The 19,761-nt window shown below is 39.0% G+C and carries 18 protein-coding genes and 1 pseudogene; 9 read left to right on the top strand and 10 right to left on the bottom strand.

Annotated features, from left to right (window positions below; translation table 11 throughout):
* Positions 1–12 precede the first annotated feature (12 nt).
* The 6 genes from H4J65_RS13000 to H4J65_RS12975 all read right to left on the bottom strand — a co-directional run bounded on the left by H4J65_RS13000 (position 13) and on the right by H4J65_RS12975 (position 5,340).
* Positions 13–924 carry a metal ABC transporter solute-binding protein, Zn/Mn family gene (locus tag H4J65_RS13000; protein WP_182198455.1) on the bottom strand — a complete coding sequence of 304 codons (912 nt, stop codon included), beginning with the start codon at positions 922–924 and terminating at the stop codon, positions 13–15.
* On the bottom strand, positions 908–2,167 hold the full coding sequence (locus tag H4J65_RS12995) for an outer membrane beta-barrel protein (RefSeq protein ID WP_182137048.1): 1,260 nt from the start codon (positions 2,165–2,167) through the stop codon (positions 908–910). Before H4J65_RS12995 ends, H4J65_RS13000 begins: the two co-directional genes overlap by 17 nt.
* 129 nt (positions 2,168–2,296) lie before the next feature.
* Positions 2,297–2,587, bottom strand: a complete 291-nt coding sequence (locus H4J65_RS12990) for a DUF2607 family protein (protein WP_182198478.1) — start codon at positions 2,585–2,587, stop codon at positions 2,297–2,299.
* A gap of 175 nt (positions 2,588–2,762) precedes the next feature.
* Positions 2,763–3,572 carry a co-chaperone DjlA gene (djlA, locus tag H4J65_RS12985; protein WP_182198454.1) on the bottom strand — a complete coding sequence of 270 codons (810 nt, stop codon included), beginning with the start codon at positions 3,570–3,572 and terminating at the stop codon, positions 2,763–2,765.
* Between the two features lie 36 nt (positions 3,573–3,608).
* The gene (gene murU, locus H4J65_RS12980) at positions 3,609–4,310 is read right to left on the bottom strand and encodes an N-acetylmuramate alpha-1-phosphate uridylyltransferase MurU (protein WP_182198453.1); all 702 of its coding nucleotides are present in this window, start codon (positions 4,308–4,310) and stop codon (positions 3,609–3,611) included.
* A 22-nt stretch (positions 4,311–4,332) separates the two neighbouring features.
* On the bottom strand, positions 4,333–5,340 hold the full coding sequence (locus H4J65_RS12975; RefSeq protein ID WP_182198452.1) for an aminoglycoside phosphotransferase family protein: 1,008 nt from the start codon (positions 5,338–5,340) through the stop codon (positions 4,333–4,335).
* A 152-nt stretch (positions 5,341–5,492) separates the two neighbouring features.
* Here H4J65_RS12975 and H4J65_RS12970 point away from each other — a divergent pair, with 152 nt between their 5' ends.
* The 7 genes from H4J65_RS12970 (at position 5,493) to H4J65_RS12940 (ending at position 14,341) form a co-directional block, all read left to right on the top strand.
* The gene (locus H4J65_RS12970; protein ID WP_182198451.1) at positions 5,493–7,796 is read left to right on the top strand and encodes an LPS-assembly protein LptD; all 2,304 of its coding nucleotides are present in this window, start codon (positions 5,493–5,495) and stop codon (positions 7,794–7,796) included.
* Complete coding sequence (gene surA, locus H4J65_RS12965; protein WP_404851953.1) at positions 7,796–9,118, top strand: peptidylprolyl isomerase SurA; 1,323 nt, start codon at positions 7,796–7,798, stop codon at positions 9,116–9,118. Before H4J65_RS12970 ends, surA begins: the two co-directional genes overlap by 1 nt.
* The gene (pdxA, locus tag H4J65_RS12960; protein WP_182198476.1) at positions 9,115–10,107 is read left to right on the top strand and encodes a 4-hydroxythreonine-4-phosphate dehydrogenase PdxA; all 993 of its coding nucleotides are present in this window, start codon (positions 9,115–9,117) and stop codon (positions 10,105–10,107) included. Before surA ends, pdxA begins: the two co-directional genes overlap by 4 nt.
* Positions 10,108–10,124: 17 nt before the next feature.
* Positions 10,125–10,946, top strand: coding sequence for a 16S rRNA (adenine(1518)-N(6)/adenine(1519)-N(6))-dimethyltransferase RsmA (gene rsmA / locus H4J65_RS12955; RefSeq protein ID WP_182137041.1), 822 nt, complete (start codon positions 10,125–10,127; stop codon positions 10,944–10,946).
* Entirely contained in the window at positions 10,939–11,331 is a 393-nt protein-coding gene (gene apaG, locus H4J65_RS12950) for a Co2+/Mg2+ efflux protein ApaG (RefSeq protein ID WP_182137040.1), read from the top strand. The genes rsmA and apaG overlap by 8 nt, the downstream gene beginning before the upstream one ends.
* A gap of 9 nt (positions 11,332–11,340) precedes the next feature.
* Entirely contained in the window at positions 11,341–12,159 is an 819-nt protein-coding gene (locus H4J65_RS12945) for a symmetrical bis(5'-nucleosyl)-tetraphosphatase (RefSeq protein ID WP_182198449.1), read from the top strand.
* A 163-nt stretch (positions 12,160–12,322) separates the two neighbouring features.
* Complete coding sequence (locus H4J65_RS12940; protein WP_182137038.1) at positions 12,323–14,341, top strand: methyl-accepting chemotaxis protein; 2,019 nt, start codon at positions 12,323–12,325, stop codon at positions 14,339–14,341.
* 143 nt (positions 14,342–14,484) lie between these two features.
* On the opposite strand, the gene folA is transcribed toward H4J65_RS12940, so the two are convergent.
* From folA to H4J65_RS12925, 3 genes and pseudogenes are all read right to left on the bottom strand, one after another.
* Entirely contained in the window at positions 14,485–14,973 is a 489-nt protein-coding gene (gene folA / locus H4J65_RS12935) for a type 3 dihydrofolate reductase (protein WP_182198448.1), read from the bottom strand.
* A 351-nt stretch (positions 14,974–15,324) separates the two neighbouring features.
* Positions 15,325–15,498 (bottom strand): annotated as a pseudogene (gene rmf / locus H4J65_RS12930) (ribosome modulation factor).
* A gap of 372 nt (positions 15,499–15,870) precedes the next feature.
* On the bottom strand, positions 15,871–16,092 hold the full coding sequence (locus H4J65_RS12925) for a DUF3820 family protein (RefSeq protein WP_182183792.1): 222 nt from the start codon (positions 16,090–16,092) through the stop codon (positions 15,871–15,873).
* Positions 16,093–16,252: 160 nt separating this feature from the next.
* Here H4J65_RS12925 and H4J65_RS12920 point away from each other — a divergent pair, with 160 nt between their 5' ends.
* The gene (locus H4J65_RS12920) at positions 16,253–17,377 is read left to right on the top strand and encodes a DUF3083 family protein (protein ID WP_182198447.1); all 1,125 of its coding nucleotides are present in this window, start codon (positions 16,253–16,255) and stop codon (positions 17,375–17,377) included.
* 468 nt (positions 17,378–17,845) lie between these two features.
* Positions 17,846–18,406 (top strand): peptide-methionine (S)-S-oxide reductase MsrA, encoded by a 561-nt coding sequence (gene msrA, locus H4J65_RS12915; RefSeq protein ID WP_182198446.1) that lies wholly within the window; start codon positions 17,846–17,848, stop codon positions 18,404–18,406.
* A 309-nt stretch (positions 18,407–18,715) separates the two neighbouring features.
* On the opposite strand, the gene H4J65_RS12910 is transcribed toward msrA, so the two are convergent.
* Positions 18,716–19,561, bottom strand: a complete 846-nt coding sequence (locus H4J65_RS12910) for a tetratricopeptide repeat protein (protein ID WP_182198445.1) — start codon at positions 19,559–19,561, stop codon at positions 18,716–18,718.
* Positions 19,562–19,761 lie beyond the last annotated feature (200 nt).

The raw sequence follows: 19,761 nt of genomic DNA, 5'->3' as shown, positions 1-19,761 counted from the left end.
TAACAGCTAATGCTATTTTTGTGTGCGATATGCTTGCGTCAATAAATCTAGAGTACTGTCATATAAGCTAAATAAGTCTTTACTTTGCTCATTACCGCCAACCGATAGTGGCAATACAATAACAGGTAAATTAGACTTTTCTGCTAACCAATTCGCGCCACGTTTGTCTTGATAAGACGCAATAATAATTGCCGCTATATCACCGTTGTCAGCCCGTTTTAACAAGCTTGCAAGATGGCTACTGGTTGGCGGCAAACCAGGTTTAGGCTCTAAGTCTGCTACTTGTTCAATATTGGCAAAGTCAAACAAATAACGAAAACTTGAGTGATACGCGATCACTTTCATGCCTTGCAAACCACGGGCTTTTACTTGCCACTTGGTCATGGCTAATTGCCAACGTGCAGAAAAACGACTTAACTGCTGTTGATACTTAGCACTTTGCTCTTCATCAAGTTGAATTAACTTATCTGTTAACGCTTGAGCAATAGTTAGCATACGCGGCGGCGAAAAATGTACATGCGGATTACCTAAGCTATGTACATCGCCCATACTACGGTCGACATTGCTCATTTGATCTAAGGTTTTTACCTGCTCTGCCGCAAAAAACAAACCTTTGTCTGTGCTACGCACTTGCACATTAGCTGCTTTCATTTGCAACATAGGTAACCAACCAACTTCTAATTCAGCACCGGCGCAGATAACCAGATCTGTTTGGCGCATTTTAGCAATCAAACTTGGCCGAGCTTGCACTTGATGTGGGTCTTGCATCGCGGTTGTAGCCGAGTATATACGAGCATCTGGCGCAAGTTCCTTGGCTAAAGCGGCGTACTCAGGCTCACAAGCAAAAATATTCATTTGCGCCAAAGCACCGTGACTTAAGGTCAGTAAAGCACTGCCTAATAGTAATTTAAAATTGATGCGCACTGTGAGCTCCCATTATCATAGTATATTGTAAAGTAACAACATTATCATTACTTTCAATTTCAAAACCCACATTACTTTGATGACTAAACTCCACTCTTACGGTAGAGAAGTGACTATTGTGCCAAGCAATACTGAGCTCAGTTTCCTTCAGTGTTTGTTGATCAAAGTGACCTTCATGCTGCAACTGACTATCTAACTTGCCATAGCGTAATCCTGCTGACCAATTTGGTGAAAATTGATACACTCCACTGACATACCAAGCTTCATGATAATCTTTACTATTAGCCTCCTCGTCATGATCTGCTGCTCCAGCAAATTCTTCATGCAGCTCTGGAACCATAAAATCACTGACTCTAAAGTATTCAGCACTGAGGGTTAAATGTTGATATTTATAATTACCATCAGGTGCCCACTTATAAACAAAGTCAGTTATAAAAGTATTCTTCCCGGTATAACTTGCGCCATGGCCATGATCATGTTCATCTTCATGTCCTGCTTCTTCATGTCCTGCTTCTTCATGTTCCGCTTCTTCATGTTCTTCCGCTGTTAATTGGCCATTTTCATTGCGTAAATAACTCACCCCTAACTGCCATGAACTTTCAATAGAGATATCGCCACCCATTTTAGTGAACGCGGTATAAACCCCTGTACTGTCAAACGCTCGTTCACCATGCTCGTCGGCCGCTCGAAGACTATCACCTGAAAAGGCTTCTACGCCCATAGTCCAATACAAATCCGTGGGGGCAATGTAACTAAATCTCAAGCCGTCGTCGAAGTAATGCCCACCTAAAAATGCTCGATAAGCACTGGGTCTACTGGTAAAAGAGTCAGTATGAAGATGTTGGTTATTTAAATAACCAATGTCTGATAGGAATCGACCTGCACGTACAGTAAAGCCGTTGGGTAAGGCCATAGTTTGAACAAAGGCTTCTTCAACGATAACTTCTGTTTCACCATTATGTGACTCAAAAACCGTAGTCAGTTTACCAAAGAACATATCATCAATACTGGCACTGAACGCCAATTCAGTTTCACCTAGCCCAAAACCTTTTGCCCGTTCAGTCATCAGGCGATCATCGCTTTGATAATAGCCGTCTAAGACCGCACTAACAGTGAGGTTGGAAAGTGTCGGGGTTTGCGCTTGTGAAAGTAGTGGGAAAAAACTAGATATAACGATTGCTGCGCTAAATTTTATCGGCAAGTGTGCAGATAAGCGGGCAGGTAAAAATTGAAAATTTTTCATTGTTAAAAATCTCTAAAATAAATTAAATACAAATATCGTGTGCTAATAGACAGCAAACGCTTAATAAAACTTTAAATTGTAAAAAATACCAGTTTGACTATCGACGTTATCAACTAGGTATAAGATGTTTTAGAGTGTGAGAGGAGGGGCACGACTAAGGTAAGTAACACTATGAGTCAGTGTTATTATTAGTCGAATACTAGTAGTTTGTTCAATTGGTTGAGAAATAAAGCCAAGTTTGACGTCATGCTGCGGCAGTACTTGATCAAATTGATGCTGGTGAAAGCACAAAGTACAGTGAGTTGTAACACCATCATCAATATGTTCAACACTATGCGCAGCAGCAGCCACAGACAAAAATAACAATATAGCACTGAGCCATATTGCGATAAGTCGCCTGTTAGTTACTGAAAAGTACATTTGTGCTACCCAATGAATGAATGAATGAATCAAATTCAATAATAGTGTACGCGACTTACAACTTATCTTGCAAGCAGAGCACGTACCGTTTAACACAATTAACGGTACTTCTATCGCAAGTGTTTAAGTAACCACACGCATCAGCGCGGTAACATGCTAATTGTTCTGGCTCTGATCACTTATTTTGTGCAGTGACTAACTCATAGGCGGCTTGAATGTCTTGCGCTTTTTGTTTAGCCGTCTCCATCATTTCAGGGGGTAAGCCTTTCGCGACTAATTTATCAGGATGATGCTGAGACATCAGTTTGCGGTAAGCTTTTTTAATCTCACTCGCTGAATTTTTATCCGTTACACCTAGCACTTTATAAGCATTTTCCAGTTGTTTTCCTGATTGCGCAAAACTATGATTTGAGCCACTTTGACCTTGTTGATGAAAGTTTGCACCCGCAATAATCATTTCTAATAATTTATCTAACTCTTGCGCTGAGTAGCCTAAACCCTTAGCAATTTGGTGCAGTGCATCACGTTCATCTTGCTCTAAACTGCCGTCGGCAAAGGCGACTTGAATTTGAATTTCTAAAAACAACAATAATAAATCTCGGCGATTACCTACTGCAGACTTTAATTTCTTTAATTGTTCGCTCAGTGGAAAACCGGTAGTTTTACCGTCTCTAAATGCTTCTTGGGCTTGTTGGCGTAAGGCATCTTTTAACCCCAACTTATCCATATAGGCATTGGCAAAAGCAATTTCATGTGGCGAAACCTGACCATCTGCTTTGGCCATATAGCCCATAACTGAAAAGCTACTATAAAAAAATGCCGCTTGACGGTCGGTATCACTTTTAGCGCCACCTAAAGCACTAAAATCTAGCCCTATGCCTTTATCAAAACGATGTCCAATCCACGCCCCTATTAATGCACCAATAATACTCCTGCTTAGCATAAAACCAAACAAGAAACCTAAAACCTTACCCCAAATTCGCATTGTAAAACTCGATAATTAATTAACTGTAAAACTGTTTTAAATAGTGTTTAGTCTAGCTAAACGTTCAGGTGTGCCAACATCAGTCCAGGCCGTGTCTGTCACACTCGCTGAGATTTTTTGCTGATCAGCAGCAGCTCTTAACATCGGCGCTAAAGGTTGCACTGCTTGTTGTGCCATTAAGGCTTTATGCCCGCTTGTGCTTTCTTGCTCAAAAAAGCTTTTTCTATAAAGCGCAATACCACTAAAGGTGTAAGTGGCTTGCTGGTTATTTTTGGGATTAGCTAACATGTCCTTAACAAGTGCAAAGTCGCCTTGCCGATTGTGCTCTGGATTTTCAACTAACAGCAAGTGTGCGTTACAATTAGCGGATAACAATGGTAATTTTTTAAAATTATAGTCACAATAAATATCCGCATTAACCACCATGAATACGTCATCTTCATGCTCGGCTAACATCGGTAGTGCTTTAATAATTCCCCCCGCTGTTTCCAACGCTACCGGCTCTGCACTGTAGCTAATATCAGCCGAAAATTGCTTACCGCAGCCAAGATAATCAACAATTTGTTGACCCAGCCAAGCGTGATTGATGACAATATTTTGAATACCCGCCGCGACTAAATTTTTGATGTGATATTCAATCAAGGGTATGCCGTTAACTTGCAGCAATGGCTTAGGGCAATCATCTGTTAGGGGCCGCATACGTTCGCCCCGTCCTGCGGCCAAGATCATCGCTTTCATGAAAAATCATCCAAAATTTAGTTTAAAATCCACTGCGTTTATTTACTGCCGATATTACTCGTTTAGTGACTAACTCGTGCAAAAAGCTGAGTTTATCATATTGTGCGCTAACATCTTGTATGTAGGTCAAAGTAAGTGGAATATCCGCTAAATACCCTGACTTGTTGTCTCTATGATGCAAGCGGGCAAAAATACCGCTAGCTTTTATATGGCGTTGTAGTCCGGTTAAATCAAACCAATATTGCCACTTTTCTTTGCTTAGGTTTTCATCAGGAAAATAGTTTTGTACTTGTTGACGATAATCTTCCATCAATGGCGTTATTAACTGCTTAGGCCAACGTACGTAACAATCCTTAAGTAACGACACCAAATCATAAATAACCGGGCCTTTTACCGCATCTTGAAAATCAATAACACCCAGTTTATCATCGGCCAACAGCATAATATTTCGACTGTGATAGTCACGATGCATAAAAACCTTAGGCTGTGCAATAATGGCAGAAACCAGAACATCAAAACAAGCGCTTAATGCTATTTCTTCATCCGCAGTTAAATAAATACCTAAGTGTTTTTCTAACAACCATTCTTTAAATATTACCAATTCAGTCAGGATAAATGGGGCATTATAATCAGGCAATTTTGCAACGACTGCTGTTTTGCATTTAAGCATATTGCTCAGCTCAATAATCGCGTTCGCATAATAATGCTGCATGTTTTCACTTGATAGTCTTTCAGCCAATACAGTGTCACCAAAATCACTCAGACAAAGAAAACCGGCTTCAAGGTCTGCCGCGATAATATTAGGCACATTGACCCCAAGGTCCTGCAAAACTTGCTGTACATCGACAAATGCTTGGTTATTTGATAATTTTACGGGTGCATCAACCGCTATATAGCACTGACTTTGATTATGAAAGCGAAAGTAACGTCGAAAACCTGCATCTCCAGTCAAGGGGATTAGGCTAATATTTTCCGCCGAAAAGTGACTTTCTAGCCACTGTAATAAATATCTAGTTCTTAAGTTACTCAATGAAATATCGCTCTAAAAAAAATTATGCCAATGATTCTGCCAATATAACTAATTAGCAGACTAATGAAAATTGCTATATTATTGCTATTAGCGGTAAAATGCCGTTCTAAATCTAGGCTTTGTATTTTTCAAGTTAATTACCCGGACCATAAATGCGCTTTTCCCTAAACAAAATTATCTTTGTCTGCCTAATATCGTTTACATTTGGTAGCAAGGCGCAAAATACTGAAATAGGTACTAAAATAAGTACTGAAATAAATACTAATCTAGCCAGCCAATGCCCGATTCCATTCTACGCAAATATTGCTGACGAAACCGGTAAGCAGGCCAACGAAAATTTTACGATTATCTCAACAACCTCAACCATCAAAAAAGGTCAATATGCGAACTTTACCGGTGGTGTTACTTTATTAAATCAAGATAAATCGGTTGTTGCTGACCAATTAACGGTCAACCGCGACACAGCTACAGTCGATGCAAATGGCGACATTCACTTTCAAAATAAAGGCATAGATATATTTGCCGACTCGCTCAATATCAACCAGCTGCAACAAACGACCTCACTGAACGCCGCTTCGTATCAACTTAATGGCTCTGCTGGCCATGGTAATGCGAAAAAAATCAACATTAATGGCAATGGTAAAACCCTAAGCTTTCTCGACTCAAGCTTTACCACCTGTTACGACGCCGTACCTGATTGGCAAATGCGGGCTAGTGAAATTACCATTTCATCAGATAAAAAATCGCTTGAAGCTTATCATGCACGCTTTAGCCTTTTCGATATCCCGATTTTATATATTCCCTATTTAACTATGCCACTCAGTAATGACCGAATGTCAGGCTTTTTATACCCAACAATCAGTACCTCCAACAATTCAGGTTTAGAGGTTGAGGCTCCCTATTATTTCAACATTGCAGAAAACATGGATGCCACCATCACACCGCGTTATATGTCACAAAGAGGCACACAATTAATTACTCAATTTAGGTATTTACAGGACTTACAATCAGGGCAGATTGATGTTGAATATCTCGATAAAGACACAAAGCTGATTAATAGTGATAATGCACGATATTTAGCACGACTTCAGCATATTGGTACATTTTCAGAGCGATTTAGGGCCCATGTTGATTACACCGCTATCAGTGATGATAATTACCTGGTGGATTTAGGCAGTAATCAATTTAACGCCAATGACGCTTATCTTTATCAAATTGGCGAGCTTGCCTACTTTGCAGATAATTGGCAAACGAAGATAAAAATGCAAGATTTTGAGCTTTTGGGAAACCATCAACTGAGTTACAAAACCTTACCGCAAATAGAATTCAGCCTTCAGCAATCATTAGCTGATTTTGACGGTATTTTTGATCTTTATTCTGAGTTTTCAAGTTTTGATACCGCGGATAAAACCAAGCCCACCGCACAAAGGTACCATGTAGAAGCGGGCTTGTTATATCCCATAGTTACCCCTGCCTGGTTTTTAAATTCAGAATTTAAAGTACTTCAAACCAATTACAGCCAGAAAAATATTCGTAGTGGTAGTCTGTTAGAAAAAAATATTAGCAGAACTTTACCCAAAATACGTCTCCATGGTGGAGTAAACTTTGACCGCAACCTAAGCTTATTTAATCAAGGCTATAACCAAACATTAGAGCCGCAATTACAATATCTTTATATTCCAGATAAAGAGCAAAAAAATATCGGTATTTACGATACAACCACCTTGCAAGATGACTATAACGGCTTATTTCGCGACCGCCGTTTCAGCGGCATTGATCGCATAGCACAAGCTAATCAACTATCTTGGGGGGTAACAAGTCGACTATTAACCGCAGATAATACTGAAGTGCTGCGCTTGAGTTTAGGGCGAATCGTTTATTTAAATGATAGTAACTTTGACGATAGCGACCAAGAGGCTTTAGTGGATAAATCAGCATTCGCTGCCGATATTTTTGTCCACATAAATCGCCAGTGGCAATTTAGTTCTGACATTCAATACAACAGCGATTTAGGCGTGACGAATAAAAGTCAAACCTCATTTGATTATTTATTTTCCGATAATCAAACAATTCAATTGAACCATCGATATGCGCGTGATGTCTCAGGAGAGTCATTAGAGCAAATGTCTTTAGCCACTAATATTAAGATTGCACAGCGCTGGCAAATTGTTGGCCGATTTAGCCAAGACTTACAAGGTAAACGCAGTATCGAAAGTTATGCTGGCCTTGAATATAGTAGCTGCTGTTGGGGTATTCGCTTTACCTACCATCGCAATATTAATTCGACCATTGACGACACGAGTAACATAAACGAAAATCGAGATGCATTTGATAGCAGTTTTAATATTCAGTTTGTATATAATGGTATAAATAGCAATAAATCGTCCAACAGTGTTGGAGATATGTTTAATTCAAGTATATTCGGCTATAAACGCCCCTACTTCCTCAATAACTAATTAAAAGAAACCTACGTTACATGAAAAATTCATTGAAATTATTACTGCTTAGCTCGGTGTTTATTTTAAGCTCACTGGGGAAATGTATGGCCGTTGAGGTTGAACTTGACCGAGTAGCAGCGGTAGTTAATAGTGGTGTTGTATTAGAGTCTGAAGTTAAAGACCTGATCGCCTCTGTTACTATACAAGCAAAAAAAAATAACCAAACCTTACCATCAGACCGCGCTTTACGTGTTCAAGTCATGGAAAAGTTAATTAATGACGCGATAATCTCGCAACTGGGTGAGCGCATGGGCGTTCAGATCAGTGATGCCCAACTTGATGAAACCATATCAAATATGGCACAGGAGAATAAGCAATCACTTGAGGAATTGCGCCAATCACTTGTTGCAGACGGCCTAGATTATGAAAAATATCGTGAGAGTATTCGTAACGAGTTAATTTCAGGCGAAGTTCGACGCGCTAGTTTACGTCGGCGCATTTATATCTCACCACAAGAAGTCGCTAACCTATTGTCGGTCATGAAAGAACAAACTAATGCTGATATAGAGTATCGTTTAGGCCATATCTTAATTGAGTTTCCTAATAATCCAAAGCAAGTGGATATCAGCGCGGCTAAAGTACGTGCTGAAAAAGTGCTTGAATTATTAAATAACGGCAGCGACTTTACTAATATTGCTATGACCTCATCTGGCGGCGGAAATGCCCTTGATGGTGGTGATTTAGGTTGGAAAACCATTAATGAAATGCCAACCTTATTTTCTGAAATAGTTGATGGTCAAGAAAAGGGCAGTATTTTTGGTCCCATCCGTACTGGCTTAGGTTTTAGTATCGTCAAATTAGTCGATATTCGTGGTCGTAAAACCATGGAAATTGAAGAAGTAAAAGCAAGCCACATCTTAATTAAGCCCTCAATTATTCTCAGTGAAGCCAAAGCAGAAGCTTTATTACAAGGTTTTGTCGACAAATTAAATGCTGGTGAAGCTGACTTTGCTGAGCTTGCCAAAGAGCACTCTGAGGGGCCTACCTCTGTTCGTGGTGGCGACTTAGGTTGGTCAGAGCCAAGTAAATATGATCCCGCCTTTGCCGAAGCATTGGCAAGTTTAGATATTGATGAAGTGCATAAACCATTTCGTTCGTCTTTTGGTTGGCACATTGCTAAATTAACCGGCCGTAGAACATTAGACGCCACTGAGCAAATGAATGAGAACCGCGTCTACCAACTGCTTTACAACCGTAAATTCGGCATGGAAGGCGCACGTTGGATCAAAGAATTGCGTGACGAAGCGTATATAGAAGTTTTAGAAATAGGTAAAAAATAGTGTTAAAACGAATAGCAATAACACCGGGAGAGCCAGCAGGTATTGGCCCAGATTTGATGATAAAAGTCGCGCAGCAAGATTGGCCTATGCAAATGGTTGCGGTCGTGTCTCCTGAGTTATTAATCGCACGAGCGAAATTATTAAACTTACCACTGCTCATCAAGCCCTATAACGCCGATGATGAAATAACCGCGCATAAAGCCGGAACACTGATTGTATTACCGGTAGCATTAGACGATATTTGCGAGCCTGGCGTACTTAACGCTAACAATGGTCGCTACGTAGTCGAAACCTTGCGTATTGCCAGTGAGAAAAATATTTCTGGCGAATTTGATGCAGTAGTTACTGGCCCTGTTCATAAAGGTTTAATCAACAAAGCCGGTATCGCGTTTAGCGGCCATACCGAATATTTTGCTAATCAAGCAAACTGTTCTGATGTGGTGATGATGTTAGCGACAGAAGGATTAAGAGTGGCGCTAGTTACGACTCATATACCTTTAGCTTATGTCTCTAAAGCCATCACACACGAAAGGCTGCAAAAAGTTACCCGCATATTACATCGAGATTTGATTGAAAAATTTGGCATTCATGATCCTAAGATTTATGTTTGTGGCATCAATCCGCATGCCGGTGAAGACGGCCATCTGGGCCGTGAAGAAATCGATGTGATGATCCCCGCTTTAGATGAATTGCGTTTAGAAGGCATGAACCTTATTGGCCCCTTGCCTGCTGATACCATTTTCCAAGCTAAATACTTGGATGATGCTGATGCCATATTGACTATGTTTCATGATCAGGGCTTACCAGTACTTAAATATAAAGGTTTTGGCTCTTCGGTGAATATTACTTTAGGACTGCCATTCGTCAGAACATCTGTTGATCACGGTACCGCCTTAGATTTGGCTGGCACCGATAAAGCAGATGTGGGTAGTTTCAAAGAAGCGATAAACACAGCGATAACCTTAGCTAACAACCATGTAGAAGATTAATTGAGTAGAAAAATACTATGAGTAAAAATTCCCATTTGGGTCATCAAGCCAAAAAACGCTTTGGACAAAACTTTTTACATAATGACGCCATCATCAGCAATATTGTTGACGTTATCAACCCAGAGCCCAATGAAAATTTAGTTGAAATTGGCCCTGGATTAGGCGCACTTACCGAACCTGTTATCGAACGTGCGGGTCAACTCAGCGTCATTGAGTTAGACCGAGATTTGGCACATAGATTACGTCATCATCCATTTTTAGCGGCTAAATTAACTATCTATGAAGAAGATGCTTTAAAATTTGATTTTGCCCAATTAGCCAGTGACGAAAAACCATTACGTATTTTTGGTAATTTGCCTTATAACATTTCAACCCCGCTGATCTTTCACTTACTGACTTTTAAAGACAAAGTGAAAGATATGCACTTTATGCTGCAAAAAGAAGTGGTACAACGTATGGCATCGGGTGAAAACTGTAAAGCTTATGGTCGTTTATCCATCATGACACAATACCAATGCCAAGTTATACCTGTCATGGAAATAGGCCCTGAAGCCTTTAAGCCCGCACCTAAAGTAGACTCGGCCATTGTCAGATTAATACCGCATAAAGTGATTAAAAATCCTGTTAAGGATATTAACTCGCTCAATAAAGTTTGTTTAGCGGCATTTAATCAGCGTCGCAAGACTATTCGTAACAGCTTTAAAAAGCTGATTTCTGCTGAACAGTTAACGGCGTTAGGTATTGACCCAGGACTGCGTGCTGAAAATTTAGCCTTAGCCGATTTTGTCATGTTAGCTAATTTTGTTACTGACAATCCAATAGAGCTTAACAATGAATGATAACCAAGTAGCAACAGTTGCTGATATTGAGGTGAGTGTCGTTAGTGACTATCTAGCGCAACAATCTATCGAAGCCGAACAACAATTTGTCTTTAGTTACACTGTCACAGTAACAAATAACAGTGATGAAACTGTACAGCTACTCAGTCGCTATTGGTTAATTACTGACGCTAACGGTGAATCTAGCACGGTATCAGGTGAAGGTGTTATTGGTCAGCAACCTTTTATTAAGGCCGGCCAAAATTTTACCTATACCAGTGGCTGTGTATTAAAATCTCCCTTGGGTAATATGCAAGGGCACTACCAAATGCAAAGAAAATCAGCCAAGTTAGTGCAAGTTGAAATCCCACTGTTTCGCTTAGCAAAGCCCAATATATTAAACTAGAGAGCACTAATGGCTGTTTATTTCGTCGGTGACATTCAAGGCTGCTACAGCGAACTAAAGGCCTTATTAACTCAAGTGAGCTTTTCCACTGTTAGCGACCAGCTTTATGTTGCCGGTGATTTAGTCGCCCGCGGGCCTAATTCTCTGGAGACCTTGCGCTTTATTAAATCGCTTGGGCAAAGTGCTAAAGTGGTTCTAGGTAATCATGACTTGCACTTACTTGCCGTTTATCACGGTATTAAAAAAGTGAAAAAGCAAGATCACCTAGCGCCATTATTATCAGCTCCAGACGTAGCAGAATTAATGCACTGGTTAATTCAACAGCCACTTATTCAAAAACTGCCTGATGAAGAAACTTATATGAGCCATGCGGGGCTTTCCCCGCAGTGGACACCTCAACAAGCACTTGAACAAGCCAAAATAGCACAACAGCATTTAACCTCTTCAGCAAGCCATACGTGGTTAAGCAAGATGTATGGCGAACAACCTATCAGTTGGCTAAGGGCAAACGATGAAGTTGCTCGCTTTAGATTTACCATCAATTCGCTAACTCGTATGCGCTATTGCTTCGCTGACGGTAGTTTAGATTTTAGCTGTAAAGAAAGTCCCAGCAGCGCCCCAAAAGCATTATCACCTTGGTTTGATTTTGGCCATATTAATGAGAATACCCATTGGATATTTGGCCATTGGGCTGCTTTGATGGGTTATTGCCCAGCCAATAATATATATGCACTTGATACTGGCTGTGTTTGGGGACAACATCTGACGATGCTAAGATGGCACGATAAAAAAATATTTATTGAACAAGCACATATAAACACAAAATAATGTATAGCATTGGTTTAAAATGCAATTGAGCTTGTTATACTAGCCAAAAGATATATGTACATTCCTTTGTAGTCTAATAATGAATGATCACCTAGATAAATAATAACGCTTATTATTTATTGTGTGATCTAAGTATGATTTAATTTATATATTGGTGGGATTTATGAACTTAACCGTAGCAACAAAAATAATTGGTGGCTTCACCATTATTTCGCTTTTACTCATTTTAACCAGCGTAATATCATGGAATAGTTTAAATACTATTGGCGATGCTACAAAACAGCAAAATGAACTAGCGATACCAACGTTAAAAACAAGTAACAAGTTAGCGAACGATCTAACCCATATTGGCAACCTAACGCTGCGCGCATATTACCAAACAGCACTAGCACCATTGGCAGAAAACTTTAACGCTTTTGAAACTGAAAAGAGTGAATTTAGAGCTCAGCTCAAGCGCTTGAAAGATATTGTTAAAAACGAAGCGAGTTTAATCGAAAACCTACGTGAAGTAGATCCGGTTTACAATAGCTTAGAGAAAGAAATCGACAATGTACTTCGTAATAGAAAGTTTGCCATAGAGCAACACCTAACCTTGCTAGATAAAATATATATTATCGAAGAAAAAGCCGACGACATGGCGACTATTTTATTAGATCTTGGCGACCATAAACTTGCAACAACCAAATTACAACGTGCGGTTAGTTTAGCCAGACGCTTAGAAACCTTACTCAATAGTATGGTGAGTTCATCACTTAATTATCATGACATTAAAGATCAACAATCTGCATCACTGGTTGCCAGTCAAATCGAAAACACATTTAATGATATTGAAAAATCAATCGATGATGTCGTTAATGAATTAAAGCAACAAGGTGTCACTAATATTGCTGATGAGTTAACCGATAGCTTTTCAGCATTGCAAGCTTATCTCATTGGCAGTGGGAGAATTTTTAGCCATAAAAATAATCAGCTAAACGCAATTGCCACGGCAAAGGCGAGTTTACACCTCGCAGAAAATGGTATTAATAGTGCTAATGCCATATTAGCCACACAAGTAAATTTAGCTAATAAAACCGCCATAGCAACCGGCGATTTAGTCAAAACGTCTGTATCTGACGGCACACTTAATACCCTTATTATCACCTTAATTTCTATTGTGCTAGCTATAGTGATCGCGTCGGTAACGTTAACCAGCATTATTCGCCCATTAAGACGAGTAAATGAAATGCTCAATATTGTTGCTTCTGGTGACTTATCTCACAAACTAGATGAAAGTGGCAATGATGAGTTCGCTCAGCTTTCCGCTAACTGCAACTTATTAATCGATAGTTTACGCAACTTAATTCAAAGTATTGTTAGTCGTTCAACCCAGCTAGCAACAGCGGCTGAGCAAACGTCGACAGTAACTGCCCAAAGTACCAAAGCTATTGAAGAGCAACGCACGCAAGTAGAACAAGCGGCGTCTGCTACTACTGAAATGAGCAGTACGGCACAAAGTGTGTTATCAAGTGCGAATGATGCCTTAGTTGAAATCAAACATGCTGATGACGAAGCTGAGCGGGTTAAAGTTATTTCTGGTCATAACCGCCAAACTATTGAGCTATTAGCTAATGAAGTAGAGTCTGCTTCACAAGTCATTAATAAATTACAACAAGATAGCGCATCAATTGGTGGCATTCTTGATGTGATCAGAGGTATTGCAGAGCAAACCAACTTATTAGCACTAAACGCAGCGATAGAAGCTGCTCGTGCCGGTGAGCAAGGTCGAGGCTTTGCTGTGGTCGCTGATGAAGTGAGAACCTTGGCGAGCCGAACTCAAGTGTCTACCCAAGAAATTCAAAATATGATTGAAGTACTACAAACCGGTGCAGAAAAAGCCGTGGTAGTGATGGATACAGGTAAAAAGCAAGCAACGAACTGTGTTGAACAAAGTATTCAAGCCGAACAAGCACTTGATACTATTACACACGCGGTGCATGAAGCCTTTGACCGTAGCTCGCAAATAGCAACCGCCGCAGAAGAACAAAGTGTTGTTGCTCATGAAATAAGCGAGAACCTAGAGTCAATTGTCACTATTGCTGAACAAACAACAGCAGGCTCAAAGCAAACGGCAGAAGCGAGCAGTGAAGTTGCCCGCTTAGCTGAAGAATTACAACAATCAGTACAAGAATTTAAGCTTTAGTTTGACTTAACCTTAAAGCTTAAATAACAAAAAGAGCGCTTAGACGCTCTTTTTTTATGTCTAAAAATCTTTATATCAAATGGCTATAATTTATTGAGCGCTAAGTAATATTTAATCCCTTAGCTATTATGCCCAGCTTAGCTTTAAACTTTTTCATACACCGAGAAATCTAACTGATATGGGTTTTTTTCATCGCTGGGGCGAATATCACTAGCCACTTTTTGCCAAACAGTTAAATCATATTCAGGAAAGTGAGTATCACCATCAATATCAGCATTAATATGAGTAATATAAAGTCGTTGCGCCGCCGCTAAACAATGTTGATAAATAGCGCCACCACCAATTACCATAACTTCTGCGCTATCAACCACTAAAGCTAAAGCGGCATCAACAGAATTAACCACCTCAACGCCCTCGGCTTGAAAGTTATTGTCACGCGAAATAACAATATTTTTCCGCCCCGGCAAAGGCCGACCAATAGATTGATAAGTTTTTCGCCCCATAATAATGGGTTTACCTAAAGTAGTTTTTTTAAAATAGGCCAAATCGGCCGGCAAGTGCCAAGGCATGTCATTGTTTTTACCGATTACACGGTTATTGGCATGCGCCACTATCATTGAAAGTATGGTCATAGATTTTTTACTTTATCGGACAGCTAAATTTTAAAAGATTATACGTTATTACTGACAACAAAAAAGCGGCAATTGTATTGCTATAAAACACGGTTAGAACAACTAATACAAAAAGTAGCACAACTCAGGATAAAACTTGTGGAAAAAAATTCTGAAGATATTCAACTACACCCTAATATAAATATAAGTTACCCGATAACACACCTTTCGCTATCAGGGCTTTATATCAGCTTAGATGCAAAAAACAAGTCAATAACTTGCCACTAAAAATGAAAATAATACAACACGGTCAAAAAATTTTTTACAGGCTCAAATGTGCTTATACAACTCAGTTTAGTGGCATAAAATGTTTTATTTAAACAACCCCATACTTCTATCGGTTAAGGCCTCACGCCAACCACCAAGCCACTCTGACTTAACATCGGTATTCTGGTACGGGCAATGTTTCTTAGTTCTGCCACAAAGGCCAGCTTGATAGCCATTTGAATGTGCTCAGCCTAATTTATCGCGCTTCTGTCTTTTCATATATATCACCTCACCATTAACTGTTTTATAACCGTCTAATACTTTGTATAAATACCAAAGAAATACCGAGGAAGGTTTATGTCTTATGCTTTCTAGGCTTTCTCTAGACCTTCTTAGTATTACTTCAATCAAACGTTAATTTAAGAACAACAATACGGTGAATGCAAGTTGATACCATAGTGAATTACGCAACTTTTATCCTTGGTTATCGACAAAATAGTCCAGTGTAAAACACCGTAATTAACTATTTATTGCAAAACAATTCGTTATACAAACCACATATAATTAACAGTGCTTAAAACCATAAATTAGATAACAAATTAATGTAAATAAGGCTACAACTGCATTAATGACAAAACGCTATGAATAACCCTACCCCCTTAATAAAGGTTTTAACATAGCTTCTAAACCATTGAGTTTAACTTCGTAAATGAGTGCCAATTGTTGACCTAACTTTCCTTCTGGAAATCCCTTACGGTGAAACCAAACTAAATAAGGCTCAGGCAGTTGCAGCAACTTTCTGCCACTATATTTTCCAAATGGCATGACCTGATTTACCGCCGCAATTAAATCTGCATTATTATTTATCGACATAAGTTACCCATGCTCAATTGAGCCTCTAGATGTTATTAGTTATTGCTCATTAGTTAATGCTTTGACATAAAAATGTCACAGCGAGTGTTTATAATTTTGCTGATATTTACACTTTAATTGGCATCAAGATGATGCCTAAATGTTTCTTTAGGGAATTATTATGTCAATGGTTAGGAAACGCAATGCAGCAGTAAAAGCTTATATACCGACTAATGCCCGTGACAATCAGTATATCTTGGCCGAATTCGCCTTAACAGAGCAACTGCTTTCGCAATTACCGACACAGGTTAATCATAGCGGCAGTATAAATTATTATGCTTGTTATCAAACCTTGGCAAACTTACTGTTTACCTTAAGTAACGACTATGGCATTAAAAACAGTATATTGGTTGCCAACGACAAGTTGGTCCGTGTCCGTTACAGCCAAGAAATGCACCAATGGCAAACAAAACAACAAATCATCTTTTATTACGATCCAAATCAGCATGTACTGCAAAATTCATTTTTTGATGCCAATATCAAAGCAAAGAAAATTACCTTAGTATTTTTAGCCTCTGGAGCTGATATCAGAGCCGAAGCGGCCAATTTCCATCAAGGGGTAAAAGTACTATTAGCACATTTTTCCCAGCAATTAGACTTACCCATAAACGGTATCCGCATGCGCGACCACCAACACCTTACTTACGATATTTTTGCTAAAAATAAAGGCTACAGAACTAGCCAAGCTCATAAATTTAGGCCGATAAAACAAAGGTATGCGAGTCAAGACGTTACATTAGCAGAAAATATGTCATCAATCACTTACGCCATAGTCGACTTAACCCTTGATCATAGGATTGCCGCGTTGGTTGATATAGATCCCGCAGCAACCGATCCCTATAATCCACTTTATACTTATTTAACCGACACTTTTTCATTGGTAGCAAAACATTTTAACTTAAATAATGGCGCACTTATCGCTAATGGTTTAGTGCCCATTGTTAGGCATAGTTTGCATGATTTAGTCTCGAAAGTTGGAGAATTGCAAATGTTAGGCTACAACCCAAAGCAAAGCCCCTGTGGTATTGTCAGTAGATGGCAAGCGCATGAATTGGTTGATAACGTGCAACTGATCTTTGTTGCTAATTGCCATAATGGCGAAGAACAAAACTATGCGAAATTTGTCAATCAAATAGAACAAGCCATGCATTTATTTGCCACAGAGCTGGAAATTCCAACTGAAAAAGAGCAATTAACCTTACGCTTTCATCAACACGTTGCCTATAACTTATCGCATAATAACTGATAGTTATAATACCTAGAGCTAACTAGAACCCGAGCTCTAGGTCACTTATTTACTGATAACCAGATTACTGTAAACATTCCATCATCAAAACTTAATAACATCACCACAGACCATACACAATATTCATACTCATATTTCATGTCGATTAAGCAGCATAGCCGCATAACATCAGGTCATGGCAATAGTTAACGATATATATAGTTAACTTGTGTGGAATGAACTCATGCTAAATCCCTCATAGCTGTCTGCCTGCCTAAAAACCATATCAACACTACTACTGACTCGGCTAATACCGACAATAGCTTAAACGAGAACTTAAAAAATAATTTAAACAACAAGAAATATAGACATCTAAACGGCTAAGTGTTACCTTCTGAAAATAAACATTATAGACGTCTACACGTCTTTGTATCTGACTGAAAATCTACTTTCAGTCAGCCTAAGCAAAATTTAACAAGGAAATGAACAGTGAGCATAGAAACAATTACTTTAGGCGCAGGCTGTTTTTGGTGCGTTGAGAATATTTTTAACCGAATTCAAGGTGTATTATCGGTAACCAGCGGTTATGCAGATGGCGATATTATCAATCCAAGCTATGAGCAAGTTTGTAGCGGCATCACTAATCACGCAGAGGTAGTACAAATAACGTTTAACCCATCGCAGTTAGCTATTGAGCAACTATTAACGGTTTTTTTTGCTATTCACGACGCAACAACACTTAACCGTCAAGGTGATGATATCGGTAGTCAATATCGCTCAACAATTTTATGTCACACCCCTGCACAGCAAGTGGTGGCGAAAACAAAAATTGCTCAATTGCATGCACAGCAATACGCTGAGCAAACGATAGTCACTGTCGTTAAAGCCGCCACTAATTTTTACAGTGCGGAAGACTATCATCAAGATTATGTCACCAACAACCCAGAAAATAAGTATTGTCAGCTAGTTGTAGCAAAAAAAATTCAAACATTTTTAAGCGAGTTTGCATACTTGTTAAAAAATGAAACTTATACCAATTTCATTAATTAGGTGGTCAACTTTATACGCAGGAAAAATGGCCAAATATAAGGCATTTATTTAATAACTAGTTGTGCTAATTATTAAATAAATAACGCAGTAGTTGGTTATTTTAACAAGTAAAAATGATCAGATAATTAGTGAGATTGGTATTAATCAATGTAGCAATATAACATCAAGTAATTTAACTCGCCTTGTCTGACAAATAATAAAAATTTGCTGATAAAAAACGCATAACAATTTACTTGCTATGCGTTGAGTAAAATCCAGTATAAGTTAGGCTAACTTAGTTTTGAATCCGCGCCTGATTAAGCTAACGACTTAATACATCAAGGTATAAAGCTTACGTCTATATTTACTCGCCAATGCGTCACCCTCAGGTAACGATTTAAGCACATCAAGCAGTAAATCTTTACTAGCGATGTCGGCACCATCTTTTTGCACTAACAAAAACAGCATCATCAGTGCATCGTCATGGCGATTAACTTGGCTATATTGCGCCGCCAATTTTTGTTGTAATTGGACATTATCAGCATCATTGGCTAACTGTTGTTCAAGTGCTTGAATTTCAGGAGAGTCTGCGGCTTGCGTCGCTAATTCTAATTTTGCCATTAATGATTGATAAGCACTGTCTTGATCGATCATTTTAATACTTTTGAGTAGTGCCTCTGCTTCAGTAACCTTACCGGTTTGAATATAAACATCTGATAGTACTAACTTAATATCAGCACGTTCATTATCAAGCTGATAGGCTTGAGTGATAATAGGAAATGCTTCCGACACTTTATTTTCTGCTAATAGTGTTTTCGCCTCGGCTAATAAAACATCTTGCTGTTTCGGTAAATATTTATCCAAGAACTCATTAATTGTTGCATCTGTTTGAGGTCCAGTTAGCCCGTCAAGTGGCTGACCATCTTGTACTAAAATTACTGTTGGTAAGCTTTGAATACCAAACTGCTGAGCAATTTGTCCCTGGCTTTCGCAATCGACTGTGGTAAACAAGAGCGTGTCGCTACAATTAGCTAATGCCATCGTCAACTTGTCGCGTAATGCAACACTTTCTGGAATTTGCTGAGCCCAAAAACTGACCAATACCAGTTTAGTTTTTGATTCTTCAATAATAACTTGTTGAAAGTTTTCTAAGTTGATCGCAAGAGAATTTGTCATCAATGCCGTTCCAATAATAAAGATATATGTTTTTAAATTGGGGCAAAGCATTAAAGATACAAGCAACTGGGCTAAATATTTATAACGACTCAACAAAGCGCAAGTCAAAGTCAAAAACAAGACAATTGAGGATTACAGCCTGATAACACAACTTTTAGCTCAGAACATGCGTTACAGGGTCAAAATGTTAGAGACTAAAT

Source organism: Colwellia sp. MB02u-9 (assembly GCF_014077085.1).
Classification (GTDB): Bacteria; Pseudomonadota; Gammaproteobacteria; order Enterobacterales; family Alteromonadaceae; genus Cognaticolwellia.
Note: the sequence above shows the minus strand (reverse complement) of the source record. Positions and strands in the feature narration are given on the sequence as shown.